This is a genomic window from Halorussus salinisoli, assembly GCA_005239435.1.
Taxonomy (GTDB): domain Archaea; phylum Halobacteriota; class Halobacteria; order Halobacteriales; family Haladaptataceae; genus Halorussus; species Halorussus salinisoli.
The window spans coordinates 672,745-689,774 of record SZNP01000001.1 but is presented as its reverse complement, the minus strand read 5'-3'; the positions used below and the strand labels follow the sequence as shown (position 1 = coordinate 689,774).

General features: G+C 53.6%; 14 protein-coding genes and 2 pseudogenes. 9 read left to right on the top strand and 7 right to left on the bottom strand.

Annotation, left to right across the window (positions count from 1 at the left end):
• Window positions 1-34: 34 nt before the first annotated feature.
• Both E2484_RS25965 and E2484_RS07835 read left to right on the top strand, forming a co-directional pair.
• Window positions 35-935, top strand: a pseudogene (locus E2484_RS25965) (ATP-binding protein); the annotation flags it as partial.
• Between the two features lie 122 nt (window positions 936-1,057).
• Window positions 1,058-3,568, top strand: coding sequence for an efflux RND transporter permease subunit (locus E2484_RS07835; RefSeq protein ID WP_137284643.1), 2,511 nt, complete (start codon window positions 1,058-1,060; stop codon window positions 3,566-3,568).
• Window positions 3,569-3,698: 130 nt separating this feature from the next.
• On the opposite strand, the gene E2484_RS07830 is transcribed toward E2484_RS07835, so the two are convergent.
• Window positions 3,699-3,935 carry a hypothetical protein gene (locus E2484_RS07830; RefSeq protein WP_137284642.1) on the bottom strand — a complete coding sequence of 79 codons (237 nt, stop codon included), beginning with the start codon at window positions 3,933-3,935 and terminating at the stop codon, window positions 3,699-3,701.
• Between the two features lie 101 nt (window positions 3,936-4,036).
• Window positions 4,037-4,519, bottom strand: a pseudogene (locus tag E2484_RS07825) (transcription initiation factor IIB); the annotation flags it as partial.
• A gap of 318 nt (window positions 4,520-4,837) precedes the next feature.
• Between E2484_RS07825 and E2484_RS07820 the strand changes: the two are divergent.
• The 4 genes from E2484_RS07820 to E2484_RS07805 all read left to right on the top strand — a co-directional run bounded on the left by E2484_RS07820 (window position 4,838) and on the right by E2484_RS07805 (window position 7,821).
• Window positions 4,838-5,113: a hypothetical protein gene (locus E2484_RS07820; protein ID WP_137284641.1), complete on the top strand. Its 276-nt coding sequence runs from the start codon at window positions 4,838-4,840 to the stop codon at window positions 5,111-5,113.
• A complete protein-coding gene (locus E2484_RS07815; RefSeq protein WP_321112123.1) occupies window positions 5,114-6,187 on the top strand; it encodes a DUF4350 domain-containing protein in 1,074 nt (357 codons plus the stop codon). It abuts the gene before it with no gap.
• A 59-nt stretch (window positions 6,188-6,246) separates the two neighbouring features.
• Complete coding sequence (locus E2484_RS07810; RefSeq protein WP_137284640.1) at window positions 6,247-7,275, top strand: AAA family ATPase; 1,029 nt, start codon at window positions 6,247-6,249, stop codon at window positions 7,273-7,275.
• Window positions 7,276-7,587: 312 nt separating this feature from the next.
• Window positions 7,588-7,821 carry an Rcat domain-containing protein gene (locus E2484_RS07805; RefSeq protein ID WP_137284639.1) on the top strand — a complete coding sequence of 78 codons (234 nt, stop codon included), beginning with the start codon at window positions 7,588-7,590 and terminating at the stop codon, window positions 7,819-7,821.
• 97 nt (window positions 7,822-7,918) lie between these two features.
• On the opposite strand, the gene E2484_RS07800 is transcribed toward E2484_RS07805, so the two are convergent.
• From E2484_RS07800 to E2484_RS07785, 4 genes are all read right to left on the bottom strand, one after another.
• On the bottom strand, window positions 7,919-8,824 hold the full coding sequence (locus tag E2484_RS07800) for a hypothetical protein (protein WP_137284638.1): 906 nt from the start codon (window positions 8,822-8,824) through the stop codon (window positions 7,919-7,921).
• Between the two features lie 3 nt (window positions 8,825-8,827).
• Complete coding sequence (locus E2484_RS07795; protein ID WP_137284637.1) at window positions 8,828-9,151, bottom strand: hypothetical protein; 324 nt, start codon at window positions 9,149-9,151, stop codon at window positions 8,828-8,830.
• A gap of 143 nt (window positions 9,152-9,294) precedes the next feature.
• The gene (locus E2484_RS07790) at window positions 9,295-10,752 is read right to left on the bottom strand and encodes a DUF58 domain-containing protein (protein WP_137284636.1); all 1,458 of its coding nucleotides are present in this window, start codon (window positions 10,750-10,752) and stop codon (window positions 9,295-9,297) included.
• Window positions 10,753-10,841: 89 nt separating this feature from the next.
• Window positions 10,842-11,408 carry a HalX domain-containing protein gene (locus E2484_RS07785; protein ID WP_137284635.1) on the bottom strand — a complete coding sequence of 189 codons (567 nt, stop codon included), beginning with the start codon at window positions 11,406-11,408 and terminating at the stop codon, window positions 10,842-10,844.
• Window positions 11,409-12,226: 818 nt separating this feature from the next.
• Between E2484_RS07785 and E2484_RS07780 the strand changes: the two genes are divergently transcribed.
• Both E2484_RS07780 and E2484_RS07775 read left to right on the top strand, forming a co-directional pair.
• Entirely contained in the window at window positions 12,227-13,897 is a 1,671-nt protein-coding gene (locus E2484_RS07780) for a DUF4129 domain-containing protein (protein WP_137284634.1), read from the top strand.
• Between the two features lie 85 nt (window positions 13,898-13,982).
• The gene (locus tag E2484_RS07775; protein WP_137284633.1) at window positions 13,983-15,080 is read left to right on the top strand and encodes a DUF1616 domain-containing protein; all 1,098 of its coding nucleotides are present in this window, start codon (window positions 13,983-13,985) and stop codon (window positions 15,078-15,080) included.
• Window positions 15,081-15,154: 74 nt separating this feature from the next.
• Here E2484_RS07775 and E2484_RS07770 read toward each other — a convergent pair whose 3' ends face one another.
• Entirely contained in the window at window positions 15,155-15,406 is a 252-nt protein-coding gene (locus E2484_RS07770; RefSeq protein ID WP_137284632.1) for a hypothetical protein, read from the bottom strand.
• Between the two features lie 72 nt (window positions 15,407-15,478).
• Here E2484_RS07770 and E2484_RS07765 point away from each other — a divergent pair, with 72 nt between their 5' ends.
• Window positions 15,479-16,729 carry an ABC transporter permease gene (locus tag E2484_RS07765; protein ID WP_137284631.1) on the top strand — a complete coding sequence of 417 codons (1,251 nt, stop codon included), beginning with the start codon at window positions 15,479-15,481 and terminating at the stop codon, window positions 16,727-16,729.
• Window positions 16,730-17,030: the final 301 nt, after the last annotated feature.

Below are 17,030 nucleotides of genomic sequence, written 5' to 3'. Positions count from 1 at the left end.
TCCAAGCCGCTACATAGAACGCTGACCTGCTCGTATCAGACAATTTCCGTTTGACGCTGCGATGGAGTTCTTCCCCGAGAGTTACACGGCCGACCAGCAGGTTCTCACATGGGGGTCTTCGGCGGTGTGCCATATTATCTCGAAGAAGTCGCTCCCGACGCGAGCCTCGGAGAGAACATTCAGCAAACCATTCTCTCACGACATGGTTCACTACGTAATGAACCCGATTACGTACTCCAAATGGAACTCACCGAGCCAACGCGGTACTTCTCGATTCTGGAGACTATAGCGGGAGGGAAGACTAGCCGGAACGAAATCGCAGGAACAACCGGTATCGACTACAACCAACTCTCGAAGTATCTCCAACGCCTGTTGCGCCTGCGATTGGTTGATCGGCACTTCCCAGTCACCGAACAAAAAGAGCGAACGAAACGAAGTCGCTACCGCATCCGTAATCCCTTCTTCCGCTTTGGTTCCACTTCGTCTATGGGACTGGTGCCCGATACGACGAACTCGGTGACGAAGCATACGAGATACTCATTGAACCTGAACTACCTGACTTCGTGAGTTACTCGTTCAAGGAGCTATGCTGTTCGGCGCTACGAACGCTTTATCCGGAGTACACGCTTACAGACACAGGCCAATGGTGGTACGGCAAACACGAAGTCGACGTTGTTGGTCTCACAACTGGCGAAACTCTCTTCGCAGGAGAATGCAAGTTCCAGCGTTCGCTGCTTGGATACGAGGCGTTCTCGAAACTTCAAAACCACGTCAAGGAGTTACGCTGGACGCCAAGCGAAGGGAGGGAGCGAAACGAGGAGTATGCGCTGTTTTCACGGAGTGGTTTCAAGACATCCGTTCAAGAAGCCGCCGAGGAGCGCGATGACCTCCGCCTGTTTTCTGTCGAGGATGTCGTTGAAGCGCTTAATCGATAGGGAAAGAAGACCGACTCCCTCGGAGACAGGTTGCTATCTAAAGTCTTTGGCTAGGTTCTGGTCAAGCAACTCAATGTCAATTCATAAATATATACTATCAGAACAGGGTCGTAAAGCAATCTATGAGACGCGACAGACTAACGAAAGCAGTAGATTTCGTCACCGACCACACACGCATCACGATACTAGTGATGGTCCTCCTCTCGGCACTGGTGTTGGCCGGGATTCCCCAGCTCGACACGGAGAGTCAGGCCAGTGCCGACTCCGACGCGTTCGACGACGTGGAACGCGTCCAGAAGGCACAATACATCCAGAAACACTTCGCACAGACTAACGACAGACCGAACCGGACATTCGAGATGGTATACGTCCGGGACGACGACGGCAACGTACTCTCGAAGAAGTCCCTGCTAGCCGGATTACGATACCAGCAGGCAATACGCGAGAACGCGACCATCAACACAGCACTCCACGAAGACGGCGTCACGGGTATCGCAAACCTCGTTGCCAAGCGCGCGGCGGGCAACCAGAGTGCGTCCCTCGACGAACAGATTCGAGCGCTCGAGAACGCGAGTCCCGCCGAAGTCGAACGGCTGGTCGAACAGATCCTGACGAACGACCCGCAGGCGCTGCGGTTCCTCCCGGCCGACCACGACCCCGCAGACGCGACGGCGACCGACCGCCGAATGCTGGTTGCACTCGACACCGACGTCTCTAACGCGACGCTCGACAACGCGAGCGCAGCCCTCTACGAGAGTGCGTCCGAACGGTCCAACTCCGAGTTCTTCGTCGTGAACTCCCACGCCTGGAACGCCTATAGCAGTCACTTCTTCGGCCAGATGATAGAACTGGTCGTGCCCGCGGCGCTAGCGCTCATCCTCGTCGTGCTCGGGTTCGCGTACCGCGACCTGGTCGACGTCGTCGTCGGAATGGTTGGCGTCGTGCTCTCCGTGCTGTGGATGTTCGGCCTACTGGGCTGGCTCGGCGTCGCCGCTGGCACCGTTAGCATCGTCCCCGTCGTGTTGGTCTCCGGACTGAGCATCGATTTCGGCTTCCACGTCTTCAACCGCTACCGCGAACAGCGCGGCGACGACGAGGGCATCCGCGCGCCGATGCGTCGCGGCGTCACGCTCGTCGCCACCGCACTCGTTCTCGTGACGGTCACGGCAGCCATCGGGTTCCTCGCGAACCTCTCGAACCCCCTTCCGCTCATCCGCAACCTCGGCGTCTCCATCACGCTCGGCGTCGTCTCCGCGCTCCTCATCTTCGTCACCGTCGTCCCCGCCCTAAAAATCGGCATCGACGGTCTGCTCGAACGCTTCGGTATCGACCGCCGCAAAGCCGCGCTCGGCCACGGCCGCTACCTCCGTCCGGTGCTTGCACGGACCGTAACGCTCGCACGATGCGGCGCGCCCGTCGTTCTGGTCGTTGCCGTCCTCGTCGGTACCGCCGGTGGCTTCGCCTGGATGGACCTCGACGAGGAGAGCTACCAGCAGAGCGACGGCGAAGTCGCAGAGTGGAAACAGCAACTCCCCGGCCCCCTCGGCTGGGACACCCATCCCGTCGCCGGCCAGAGTAACTACGTCGAAGACGTCTACCAGCCCGCGAGCGCGGACGACGCCTTCCAGGAACCCATCCTGATAGAGGGCGACGTCACCAGCGACGACGCGCTCGAAGACCTCCAGCGCGGCGTCGACGACGTCAGACAGCAGGACCTGCTCGTCGACCAGGCCGGCACCCGCGCGGTCCGGTCGCCGGTGACGGCGATGCAGGCCGTCGCCGCACAGAACCAATCGTTCGCGGCCGTGCTTCAGCGAGCCGACACCGACGGCAATGGCGTCCCTGACCGCAACCTCGAACAGGTGTACGACGCCTTCTACGCCGCCAACAGCGACGTCGCGAGTCGCGTCGTTGAACGCCGCGACGGCGAGTACGAGTCCCTGGTCGTCACGCTCTCGCTCGACGCCGACTATGCCAACGCCGAGGAAGTCGTCGCACAACTCTCCGACAGTGCCAACGTCATGGAAGACGGCGGCGAACGAACCGCGACTGTCGCCGGTAGCTTCGCCGTCAACGAGGCAGTGCTCGGCGAAATCGTCGGCGGCATCCTCACGACGATGGCGCTCGCGCTTGCGGCCATCGTCCTGACACTCGCCATCGTGTTCAAGTACATGCACGGCAGCGCCACGCTCGGACTGGCCGTCTCCATCCCCATCGCGCTGGTCCTCGGCCTCGTTATCGGCGGGATGTACGTCCTCTCAATCCCGCTGACGCTCCTGACCGCGCTTCTAATGAGTCTTGTCATCGGTCTCGGCGTCGACTATAACATTCATGTCGGCGACCGTTACGCCGATGAACGCCGCGACGGCGCGAGCACGTCCGAGGCGCTCGACGCCGCCGTCACCGGTACTGGCGGCGCACTGCTTGGCAGCACCCTCACCTCTGCAGGAGCGTTCGCTACCATCATGCTCGTCCCCCATCCCCAACTCCAGAGCTTCGGCGCCATCGTCGTCATCGCCATGACGACGGCGTTCGTCGTGAGCATCCTCGTCCTACCGAGCCTGCTCGTCCTCTGGGACCGCTACGTGCCTGCCACCGTGACAACCGCTCCCACCACAACCGACGTCCCCTAAGACTAAATTCAGCCGCCTCACACCGCAAAGCACGATTCGTTCGACAGTCGAACCGGAGCCTGTAGCGCCCATACCTTTGAACCGCGATAATCACCTGACATCATGGTGATTTCGAGCGTAGGATTGAGAATCAGCTGTCGCTGTCTGTAAGTCGTATGTGGTCGTTCACGATGTAGATGTAGCCGCGATTCAGTAGTTCCTCAAGCGCCACGTCAATCGTTGAATCCTCAAAGCCTTCTATGTCTAAGTTCGTCTCTACCTTGTCTTGTGGAAGTCCATCTGCTGTCGGCTCGATTTTCGACTGCAAATGTTCGAGCACCTCCTCTGCATAGGTTGGTAGTGGTCGAGACGCTGGCGACCGCTTCATCACTTTCATAGAGGAAGCACACCCTCATGAATATCAGCATTTCTATCATAAAACAGATGGTAACGGCACGTCTTTACGAGACGAATCCCTCGTTCATAGCGTTAGTGGATACCCATCGCTTCGTTCTGTTCCTGATAGCGGTTCCGAATCGTGACTTCGGTGACCTGCGCGACGTCGCCGACCTCGCGCTGGGTTTTCTTCTTGTTACAGAGTAGCGATGCAGCATAGAGTGCCGCAGCAGCGTAGCCTGTTGGAGACTTCCCAGAGAGCAGGCCCTGTTCAGCGGTCTCGTCGATAATCGAGTTCGCCTGCATCTTCACTTGCTCGCTCACGCCGAGTTCAGAACTGAACCGTGGCACGTACTCTTGGGGACCGACTGACTCCATCTTGAGGCTGAGTTCCTTCGCGACGTACCGATAGGTTCTGCCAGTTTCTTTTTACTCGACACGCGAAACCTCAGCTACTTCTTCCAGACTACGAGGAATCCCCTCTTGGCGGCACGCAGCACAGAGGCAACTGGTCGCGACTCCTTCGATGGACCGGCCACGAATCAAGTCCTCGTTGAGTGCACGCCGATAGATGACGGGACAAGACCGGTAGTACTCATGACTTTGGGGTTCGCAGCCAGGATTGACGGTCGATAGTATACCCCCCACACTCCGGACAGACCTGTCGTTGAACCTCAAAACACTCACCGCAATCTCCGCACTGATACTCCCCCGAGTCTGGCCCTGAATTGTTATCTCGCTGGAGAATGCGCGCGAGTAACTCCATATTCAATCAATACGAGAGATTACACATATACCTATTTTGCGAAAGGCGAAAGTGAAGTAGAATTGAAAATACGGATACGAACAGCGGAATCGACACGTTTGTAAAGTATGCCTTGGTTGCGTAGCCATATGGCAACACAGCGGCGATTCCGCTTTATTTACGGATTCACCGCCTGGATGCTCCTCGCAGTTTTTGGACTAACACTCCTCAATTCAGTCACGCTTGAACTCGTCTTCGTACTCTCGCTCATTGGGTTTCTCATCACCGTCGAGTTGACGGCTCCGTTTACCGTGACTCCACAGTGGCGTCGTCGCCTCAAATGGATTATCGTATTCGGACTACTCGTGTTTGCAGGTATCGTTATTCGCCGCATTCTTGCAATCCTTCCACCAGGGGTGTTCTAAGTGACTAAGTTAGACGCACTTCTCTCCCCAAAACGACTCGTAATTGGGTTTGGACTGCTGACGGTTGTGATGCTTGTCATTGCCGCAAGCACGTCAACCGCAGCGTTCGGGATTTACAATAACGCATGGGATGGAACTGCAGAACTACAAGACATTGCAGAAACAACTGGAGCTACAACCACGATCGCCCGTGAGACAACGGCATACACCCAGTCCACCCCAACTGAGACACTCAGTGTAATACTCTCGCCGGATCAGCCATACTCACAAGAAGACCGACAGCAAATCGAGTCATACGTCAGAAACGGTGGGACTCTCGTTGTTGCAGACGACTATGGGTCGCACACGAATGGCCTGCTCAGTGATCTTGGTGCAGAGGCCCGTCTTGATGGGCAACCACTTCGAGACGAACAGTTCAACTATCGCTCCCCAGCCATGCCAGTTGCGAACAACGTTACAAACCACTCGACTGTAGACAACGTCTCGTCAGTAACGTTGAATCACGGTACGGCTGTGAACCCCAACAATGCATCCGTCCTCGTCAGCACCTCTCACTACGCCTATCTCGATACAAATCAGAACCAGAGTCTTGATGCAAGCGAAACAGTCGGTTCGTATCCCGTGGTGACCACCGAACAACTTGGCCAAGGAACCATCATCGTCGTTGGCGATCCAAGTTTGTTCATCAATGCAATGATCGAGAAATCCGGTAACCGGGTCTTCGCCCACTCACTATTTGCAGGCCACTCACATGTTGTACTCGATTACTCCCATACTGCAAGTCTCCCACCGCTTGCAGTCGCCCTCCTTCTTCTCAGGGACTCCCTTCTCCTACAGTTCCTTATCGGGGTCGGAGGAACGCTTGCAGTCTTTATCGTGCTTCAGACTGACGGCCTGATGAGACTGAAACGGAGGGTCACAAGAACGCAATCGCAGCCAGCTGCAATCGAAGTCACTGAAACAGATCTTGTAACCCATCTCCGTAAGGAGTATCCAGACTGGGACGATGAACGAATCCAACGTGTTGTGACTGCCCGCCGGAAGGCACCCGATACCGAAACCCAGCAAGAATAGTCTATTATTTGCTGTCGACCCCCGTACTTTATCATACAGTAGTTAGAAGCCCTCGCTCAATGACAAACGGACCTAGTGATCCAAAAGCTCTCTATTCGGCCGTCTCTGAAGAAGTCAGTAGCGTTTTAATCGGGAATGAAGAGATCATTGAAGGACTTACAATTGCACTGCTCACGCGCGGTCACGTCCTTCTTGAAGGAGTTCCTGGCGTCGCAAAAACAACGATCGCAAACCTGTTTGCAACAGCTACTGGCTTAGAGTTCTCACGAATCCAGATGACGCCCGACCTGCTTCCTGCAGACGTTACTGGGACGAACGTCTATCGTGAACAAACCGGTGAATTCGAACTTCAGCGAGGGCCGATATTCACGAATCTCGTCGTCGCTGACGAGATTAACCGGGCAACGCCGAAAACTCAGAGCGCGTTTCTTGAAGCAATGCAGGAAGGGTCAGTGACGATTGAGGGTAAAACCCTCTCGTTGCCGGCTGTGTTCATGGTCATCGCGACCCAGAATCCGATCGAGATGGAAGGAACCCATGGACTCCCGGAGGCACAACGCGATCGCTTCCAACTCAAACTAACCGTTGACCTTCCCGATGAAGCGTCCGAGATCGCCCTGCTAGATCGATTCGACGGGGAACCAGAACTTGGTCCGGGAGATATCTCAACGGTAGTTTCTGAAGAGGATATTGTTGAGGCACGACAAACCGTCACGGATATCTACGTCGATGATTCGGTCAAATCATACATCCGCGAAATCGTGTCAGAGACACGGGAAAGTAATGCATTAGAGCATGGGGCCTCCCCACGGGCAACGTTACTCTTTATGCAAACAGCAAAGGCACGCGCTGCAATTCACGACCGAGAATACGTCATTTCGGACGATGTGAAAGCGATGGCACAGTCAGTGCTCGCTCACCGAGTTGTCCTGAGTACCGATGCGGAACTCAGTGAACGAACAGCGCCAGAGATCATCGACGACGTTATTGAGTCGGTCACACCGCCCGGCGGGGAGACAAAGCCTCAGCCTGCAGAAGCGGCCGTACGTAGCGATGGTGGTTCGCCCGCAACAACAGATCAAAAGTAGTTTTTCCCCGTGATCGGTGAGAGCATAGCCGGGGAATCTCTCCGAGAACTCTCTATTCTTAGTGAGTGAACTGCTTCGGGGTCAGTGGTTTGAGAGAGTTGCTCTCTTGTCATCCCGGAAGACGGAGACTCTGGCGACTCGAAGTGATGACCTGCCTTATTCCATGAAGTTAAGCGGTATCCGTGTATTTCAGACACTTTCGTAATATACCCCTATCTTACATATTACTGTATATACCAATTCAATTATGGATATTGCAACATATTTCTCAGTTATAGCGTTTTGTACCCCATAATCAAACTGATACAAGGGATGAGCGAAAACCAATTTGATGCTGAAGCGGGAGACAAAACACAGTCGTCTACATTCGTCACCGACCTCGATCATCGACTGAAAGAACACGAACCACCAGAGGAGGGAGAATCCTGCCCGAATTGCCCAGACGGATCAATAGAAAAGAACGGCAGACTCGAACTACCGTTTGGGGATATCATGCATTACACCTGTCCGCAGTGTGAATTTGAAACAGTTGGCCCAATTCCATAGCAGGCCATCCCACCGAAAACAGTGCATCGCACAACAAGGAACTCCCATCCGTAGTGATTCGGGGTGTGAGAGAAACACGACAGAACGCTGAAGGAGACTATTCCGTATCAGTCTCAGACTCCCATGAGTAGATCAAGAGATAGTCGAACTGGTCATCATCGCTATTTACCGTCTTGAGTTGGACGGGAGTTCCTAGCCCGATAGCAAACCCGGTCGCAAGGAAGGAGGCGATTGGGTGGTCGAAGCGGCCAACGTCACCAAATGCACTCCCTTGAATGCCGATTGTGACTTGATTCGTCTCAGCATCAAGTTCAGCAACTGCCGAATCCGCTAACTCGAAACCCTCAACAATGGCCTCTGTAACTTGATCGGCAAGGTTACTCGGTGTGTCCGCAACGGAATCGGTCATCGTGTGGGCAAACTCGTAAAAGAGCGTCGCACCAGTTGATGGGACTGCGACTCCACGTGCCCGTTCATCCTCAGTCACGACGAACAGGGACTGCAGTTCGTCTGCAGTCGGGAGTGTATAATTTGTGTGCTCTGGAATGAACAGTCGGACGTCTGCCATTGCTTCATCCGTCGTACTCTCAGTCGGGACGTAAAGACGAGTGTCTTGCAGGCCGAGTTCAGAAACAAGAGTTTGACCGAATGTCGCAAGAGCAGTATAGGTCCGCTCACCAACTGACGCGGAAACGAACCGTTCTGGTGTGAGATAATACGTGAGGACACTCGTAAAGAGGCCGATTCCAGCAAACGCGAACAATGTGGCTTGGGACGCCGGGAAGAGTACCCCGCCGAGACCGGCGACTATACCAAGGAGTCCTACTCCAAGGGCTGCGCGACGATACTCAGTTCGTCGAGCATCACGATACGCTGTCCGGAGACGCCGATTTTCTTCCTGCAGTACTTCGACCTGTGCAGCAAGGTCTTCGACCGATTCTACGTCGGTTTCCGACTGCTGTTCACTCTGTGAATCCTGAGTGGGTGTTGCTTCCATACTCATCTGTTATGAGACCTCCTTGAGCAGTCCGAGTTCAAGTTGTTCGTATCGGTGCAACCCGTACGTCAACACGGCAACACTGACGGTGAGGACGAGCCCCGTCTGCCAGAGCAGTCCAAGCCACTCATAGACCACCAAGACGAGACTTATGCCAAGGTTCGCGCCGAGCCAACTAAGAACGAGTATTCGGAGTTGTTGGTCTTCCGTAAGAGCTGGTTCAATGAGAAGCATAAGTAAGCCAGCTTCGAGAAGTCCTATCTGGATTGCACTTGTGCCCAGTTCCGGGACTGTGGCAATGAGTGCAAATTGGCCGATTGTGAAGGTGTACACAGACGGGAGCAGATACCAACTGACCGCGGTAACGATTCCAGCAAGCAAGCCATGCACGCCATGCAGTAGAGTGAACGTACTGAGTGCAATGAGTGTGCCAAGCGCGCCAAGCCACGTTCGAGGGTGATTTCGAGTCGTGAGTATCATTGGTGAGTCGGTTTGGGGGTTGATTGCGTTGCCAATAGTGCGTCGAGTCGATCACCGGGGCCGATTTCGAATGCTGAGACACCTTCTAACCGAGTAAGGTCACGCCGGAACTCCTCGAAGTCGGAATAGCGGTCGTATGCGTGATTGATATCGGTCAGTCCCTCGCGTTCGAAGAGGACTGTTGGCGTAAGGAACACTAGGACGTCCCCATGTTGTTTACGGGCTAGCTTGACCGTTTCGCGGACCTCACTTCGATGCTTGTCGTCTGTGAGAACGATCGCACTGATCGTATTGTCTTGTCTAGCTAGTTGGGTTTTAACCGTCTTGTAGAGTGGTTGTGAGCTGATGCGCTGAACGTATGTCCGGGATGCCTCGAAGTAGGGCCGAAGCTGGGTGGCAAACGGTGAGTCAGTTGCTGTCAAGGTCGTAGCAGCCTGCCGTGCCTTCCGTGGTGGGAGTGAATCTGCTGTTTGGTGGGTGTCTGCAGACGCATGGGTTAGCGTGAGATCATGGAGTGTCGTCTGGATTTGTGTATACGCCTCTAGTGTCGTGGCTGCTGGTTGACGAGTCGTTATCCCTGCATCGCCGACTGTATAGAGCCCAATTGGTTCCTGGTTTGATTGAGCGTTATCAGCGAATGCCAGCGCAACTTGCCGGGCGTAGTCAAGTTTTGTTTCACCGTCAATACCGGTCCCCATCGTCTCGCGATGGTCGACAAACAGTACGGTTTGTCGGTCTGACTCCTCTTCGAATTCACGTACGTGTGGGCTCGTTGAGCGGGCAGTTGCTTTCCAGTCAATTTGGCGGATTGTATCACCAGGGACGTACTCTCGGACTTCGCCAGGTTCCAAGCCCAATCCGAAGTCACCAGTTTTGTGATCACCAAATGCAGAAATTGCGTTATCACCGCCTTGGCCGACGTGTAGATTCTGTGGTCGGCGCGGGACAACTGTAATCGACGGTGTGTCAGCTGTTCGAGTGGGGAATGTAGACTTGAATAGTCCTTGTGAATCTGTCATGGTGACCGTCGGTTGCTGTAACTCAAACCGACCAGCAACTGGGACATTAATGGTGAATGTCGACGTTTCCTCGAGTGAGTCTGCATCGAGGGTGAGACGCCGATTCGATTGGTCGGTATGAGAGAGTCCCGGGGGGAGGGTTGCGGTGATAGTGAGCGTAGCTGGATGAGGGAGATCAGTAGCCGGGAGGGTCGCTTTGAGGACAATAGAAACGTTATCCTCTGCGAGCACGCGTTTGCGTGCAACCGTTTGGCTTATACTCAATTGGTTATCCACCTGCAGAACGGTTTTCAGGAATACGATTTGCTGGATGAGTAGCCACGCACCGAGTGCGCCTGCGCCACCGACGAGGAGTGGCTGTCTAAAGATGAGTGCAGTCACAGCAAGTAGGCTTGCCAATCCAACAGCAGCCCAATAACGGCGCGTGACTTGCATGCGCGATATCCACTAATGGCCAACAGTTGAATCTATTGGTCCTGTCTGCAGAAATGATGATGGAAGGATAGTCTTAGTGGTGCTGGCATTTAGTCAAGGTCGTGAAATGCGGCGACGAAATCATCCTCGGTGAAATCTTCCTGAAGGGTGTCAATTTCGCTTTTGAGCTTCGAACTCTGCTCAACGACACTTGTGAATTCAGGATGTGTCGCTAATTCTGAGTCGTCTTTCTCCGATTGTATAGTTGCTTTCTTTGAGACAACTGCAAAGTACTCTTGAATGTGTTCCGAATACTGAGTCCGTGTGAGGAGTGACTCAACGAGGTCATGTAACTCCGCCGATTGGACTGGCTTCTGGAGATAATCATCGAACCCGAGGTCAAGAATATCGTAATCAGGCTCGATACTCGTTACAAGAGCTACCCGACAGTCAAGACCCTGATCACGGATGGTTCCGAGCACGTCATCACCAGATAAATCTGGCATACGGCGATCTAAGAGAACGATATCGGTTGAGCTATCTAATTTTGTGAGAGTCTCTTCACCGCTATACGCGGTTTTCACGGTGTATGTTCCAGCTAGCCAATCGGCGTATAGGTCTGCTAGGTCGCGGTTATCGTCGACAACGAGAATCCGTCCTGTATCTGACTCACTCATTATTCTATAACCCGTTCTGTGTAACTATTCAAAACAAAATATTTGGAATACTAATACTTTTGCATATTCGCAATTTAGGGTATATTTTTATTATGCACATCAAGATAGCATCCGTACCTAACACACCAATAACATAAAAATTCTATATATTTCCATAATTAACAATATTTCTATGTTTTTACTCTAATCGCATCCGCTATCCGTTGAACAGGAACAATACAGCAACAGTGGGACGACATCAAGTAGAACGGGGCAGTTCATCTTAGATGGAAGGAATTTTAGGCAGGGGTTGAGACGAAATCGGTGTAATGCTTCCGCCCACGGTGCGTACACTACTCTTCTCTCTCCTCATACTCCTAGCGGCAACCACCAGTCCAATATTAGCACACGGAGCCGAAGCCACTCACGCAACCAACAATCATCCGGTAACTGCGACTCCGGCGTTCGCAGCTAAAGAGCCAAGAGTGGATGGTATGCTAGCTCAACCGTCGGCGAACAACTCGTCCGTAGCTCAGCACGAGAATCCTGAACACGTTGATGAAGACGGTGACACGACGGCACTCCAACAATGGTTCGCCCGGGAACTTAGTTCGCAACTTAAAAACAGTAGCGCTAATCTCAGTCAAGGCGAGTACGATACTGCGCAAGCACTACTCGGGGATGACTACAACCAAACGTTAGCGCGCTACAGCGAACTCGCCGAACAGTCGCCAAATAGTACGGACGACCAAACTGCCGACAGCCTCCAAAATACGACAGCACAACATCGAGAGTACATTTCACGTGTTGAAGACTATCAACGTACAGAGAAAGCGTACGTGACGGCCAAGCAGAACGGAAATGAGACACGTGCTCGGAAACTAGCACGGGAACTCGAACAGCTTCAAACACAGATCAATCGAAGTGAAACGAATCTCACCCAAAGTTACGAGAGTATCGCGAACAATACCGGTTCGAATCTCACAACCGTCCAACGCTCAATTTCGAATTCCTCGCAGAATATTTCGACACAACAGGCCGATATACGCCGGACAGAGTTCACGCAGACAACGATAACTATCGACCAAGCTACGACTAACATCTCGTTCCGTGACCCACTAAACGTCACAGGGAGACTGACGTCAGCTAACGGCACAGCACTTGAGAATCGTACAATCGCTATCAAACTAGGCCCCCGGACGGTGTTGACCAACACGACCACAAATGGCTCGTTTACTGTCAGCGCTCGGCCGACACTCATCTCGCGTGGAACACAGACCATCTCACTCCGCTACCTCCCAGCGAACACATCTGCATATCTCAGTTCAACAACTGCGATAACGGTGAACGTGACTGCGGTCACCCCGACAGTGACGCTGACTCACTTTCCATCACAAAGCCAGTACAATCAGACGGTGACGATTGCAGGGCAAGTTGATGTTGCGAGCATCGGTGTCGGTGAAGAAGTCCCACTCCGTGTCACACTCGGCTCTACAATCGTCGGCACAACGAAGACGACCGCCGCTGGCACATTCACTCTCAACGCGACCATCCCTGCATCCCTTCAAGCAGGTAGTCAAGAACTCCAGGTCACAGTCCCGCTTGAAGACCGTGCACTTGCCAGAACAACGACGACTGAATCAATATCTGTTACGGAAACAGCCACCCACCTATCGGTGACAACGCTACAGGAGTCAGCAAACCAAGTCCAATTCCAAGGTGAGTTACGTACCGTAGCTGGCGAGCCAATCGCGAATCAAACACTTCGCGTTGAAGCAGCAAATCAGACCCTTGCAACCGTAACCACGAACAAAAGCGGTGCGTACGCGACGGTACTCAACACGTCTAACACCACTGCGTTGTCCAGTGACCAATCCGTGAACGTGAACGTCACCTATAGTGGCGCAGGCAACCTCAAACAGGCTCACGCAGCCACTCAAATTGAGACCGGCGCAGGAGAAAGTCCATGGAATAGCCTTCCAGTCTCACCACTCGTATTCGGAGGGAGTCTTCTGGGGATTGGCGTGATTGGGGCTCTCGTACTTCGGAGTCTCACCCAGAGTAGTCCTCGGACCACTGCCGAAGATACAGACACCGATCAAGAACACACGAGTTCGGTTGCCAGTGAGACACATCCCTCTGAACGGACGATGGCAGTTGGCGAATCGTTGCTCGAACAAGCAACGACACACCTAGAGGACGGAGAGTACAACAATGCAGTTCAGATGGCATATCGAGCGGTCCGGCAACAGCTGACCGAACAGACCAATACCGTAGCGGAACCGACAGCACAGACCCATTGGGAGTTCTACCGAGAATATCAAAACCCCCAGGATAGTACGCTTGTCCGTCTGTCAGAGCTTGAATCACTCACAGAAGCGTTCGAGCAGGCACGATTCACGCCAAGTTCACTATCATCCGAGCAGGCAACTACGGCTGTCAAGATAGCTACGAGCATCGTCTCACCAACCGACACGGATGATGAGTCTGGCGTGGAACCGACCGAGTAGTCCACGAAGGGGAGACGTTCCGGTGTTTCCTAAGCTTAAGACCGAGTGATTTTTACGGGAGTGCTGAAAGGCCACGTATACGTACATGTCGTCTGATTCTGACCGTGTCCATCGGCTGTGGTTACTTCTCCCACGGTCGGTTCGGCGTCTCCCCGCTGACCTCGCAGCCGTACTTGCTGTCGTCGTTCTTACTTGCACTGCAGTACTTACGCCCGGACTTCAACAGACACCGCTTCGTGTTCTCGTTGGCCTCCCATTCGTCCTCTTCATCCCCGGCTATGCATTCATCGCCGCTCTCTTCCCTGAAACAGGTAAGACAGCAGAGCCAGACACTGATACGGACACATCAGAAATGCGCTCGGAGACCGGAATTGATGGAATCGAGCGTGTTGCACTCTCGTTCGGAACGAGTATCGCGATTGTCCCCATGATTGGACTACTCCTCAACTTTACCCCCTGGGGAATTCGACTAGTGCCAATATTAGTCGCTGTGAGCGGGTTCACCGTTTTCGCGACCGGTATTGCGGCGACGCGTCGGTTGGAACTTCCTCCAGAAGAACGATTTCGAGTTCCATACGAAGACTGGGCAGAAACGGCAAAGACAGAACTCTTTGAGCCAGACGATCGAACTGACAAAGTACTAAACGCCCTCTTAGTACTCAGTGTCTTACTGGCTGCTGTGAGTGTCACCTACGCTGTCGCCGTGCCCAAGCAAGGCGAAGCATTCACCGAATTCTACGTGCTAACTGAGAACGAAACCGGAGACCTCGTCGCAGATGATTATCCGACCGAGTACACTGTTGGGGAATCGAAGCCACTCTACGTCGGCATCGGGAACCACGAACATCGTCAGATGGACTACTCGGTCGTTGTGGAACTCCAAAAGGTGACGATCAGCAATAATACGACCCGTGTCCAGACCGAACGTGAACTCACACGGTTTGGTACGTCTGTCGGCGCGAACGAGACGTGGCAGCAGCAACTCAATATCACACCCACGATAGAGGGCCAGCGATTGCGACTGGCTTTCCTGCTCTATAAAGAGAATCCGCCCGCAGAGCCGACCGTCAAAAATGCGTATCGAGAACTCCACCTCTGGGTGAACGTCACCGCAACTCAGTCAACCCAACACCGTGTCCCGCCTTCGTCAGTTTCTAGCAAAGAGCAGTCGTACGCTTCCTAAACCCGGGGGAATATTTTCACCAATACCGGTTTGCCGGACATCGGGGATGCTTTGTCGCTACTGAAAGGGGTCGTTCACTCCGGCCGAGAAGGTTTGAACTTGAGTGAAAACTCAACTGCGACAACGGGAAGAAACAGTCCGATTCCAACAAGTGCCGATGGTAGGCCGTCTTCATGATACGTTTCAGAAACAGCCTCACTGAACGCCAGTACCTTTTCGAGAACCCGATTCATGAATCGACCAATCACTCTAACTTCTCGTACGGAGAACTCACCCATAACAGTCACGACTCCCACATTTACCGTCTTGAGCTTTCGTACATCCATCCCAATTCTACACAGTGGCATTTGTTCATCGGCATTAAATACACTTGACTAACAAACCTCTTCCAAATCGCTATGACGGATATCTCCCATCTAATCCGGAGTATTGGCGTTACTGTTCGAGGGGCGAGTGCTGTTGCAGTCGCCCAGTTACGCCATAACGGTCTCCGGACTAGCCTCACTATCTTCGGCATTGCTATTGCGGTCCTTGCTACAGTTTTACTCGCGAGCATCGGCTACGGTGTTGTCGACGCTGGCCAGCAGAAATTCTCAGCCACCGGGCGTGATCTCTGGATATCTGGTGGACCCGTCGAACTCGCGCCTGGACGCCCTGGAGGCGTGAATGCACCACTAACCGATGCCCATTCGGTAGCCAAGAATATCAGCGACTACCCGAATGTCCGAACGGCCACGCCGATGGGGTTTCAAACTGTCTACGTCGGGAAGGACACTGAGAACCTAACGACACTAACAGGGATGGGCGTCCCTGGCGATACTCTCCATGTCCAAGTGACCGCTGGGGAGTACTTCGGCCGTGGAGATGTTCATTACGCCAACGGGAGCTATGACGGCCCAATGACCCACAGTGTCGTCATTGACCCGCGGACGGCCGCACGACTCAACCTTTCGGTAGGGGGCACAGTCCACATCGGTGGGACGGTGAGCAATGCTCGGCAACACGAGTTTACAGTCATCGGTATCTCCCCAGCGTTCGGTGGCTTCCTTGGAACACCTACTGTCACGCTTCATCTCAGCGAGCTTCAAGAACTCACTGGCACGACTCGGCGGGATCCAGCGACACTAATCGGCGTGTCGGTCAGACCGGACGCTGACCGACAAGTCGTTGCAACAGAGCTCTCACAAACTCATCCAGATTATAAAGTTCAAACTAATCGCGAGCAGCTCCAGTCAATTCTTAAACAGAATGCCGTGGTAATCGCAAGCGGTGTTACGCTGGTCGTCCTTGCCATCGGAGCTGGGTTTGTCCTCACAATTAATCTGTCTAGCCATATGGTGTACTCTCAACGGGTTGTGTACGCAGGCCTGAGCACAACCGGGATTTCGCAGACCATCCTCTATGGCGTGATGGCGATTCAGGGACTGCTCACCGGTATTCTCGGAGGCGTTGTTGGGCTGGCTCTTGTTCCGCCCGCTATTTTCGGTCTTAATCGACTTACGGCGTACTTCGGGACGACGCAGTTCATTCGGACACCTCCCGCACTTCTTGCTGGTGGTGCTGGTCTCGCAGTGAGCATGGGGCTAGCTGGAGCACTTGCCGCAAGCTGGCATCTCGGCCGAATGCAGATCCTCGATTCGTTAGATTAGACGGTTCCCCCGCTCAGTCTTCCCATGATTTTAGTAACTAATAACACTCATAGGTACTGACCTGGTAAGTCGTATCTATTCTTCCAAGTTAGTATCACCCAGCTGAATCATTGGGGCTATAGTGGTTGTTCTCGACCTTTCCTCTACCGTATAGTTTCTGAACAGGGGAAAGTGGAGACAACGGCAGGTGGACTCTCTGCGGTGGCACGGTCCAAGCAATTGGATGGTGACCTGCCGTCATACAAAAATCCCCAGATACAAGTAATAAGCTTTCTGAAAACGGATTGGTGTGGTTTGTGAC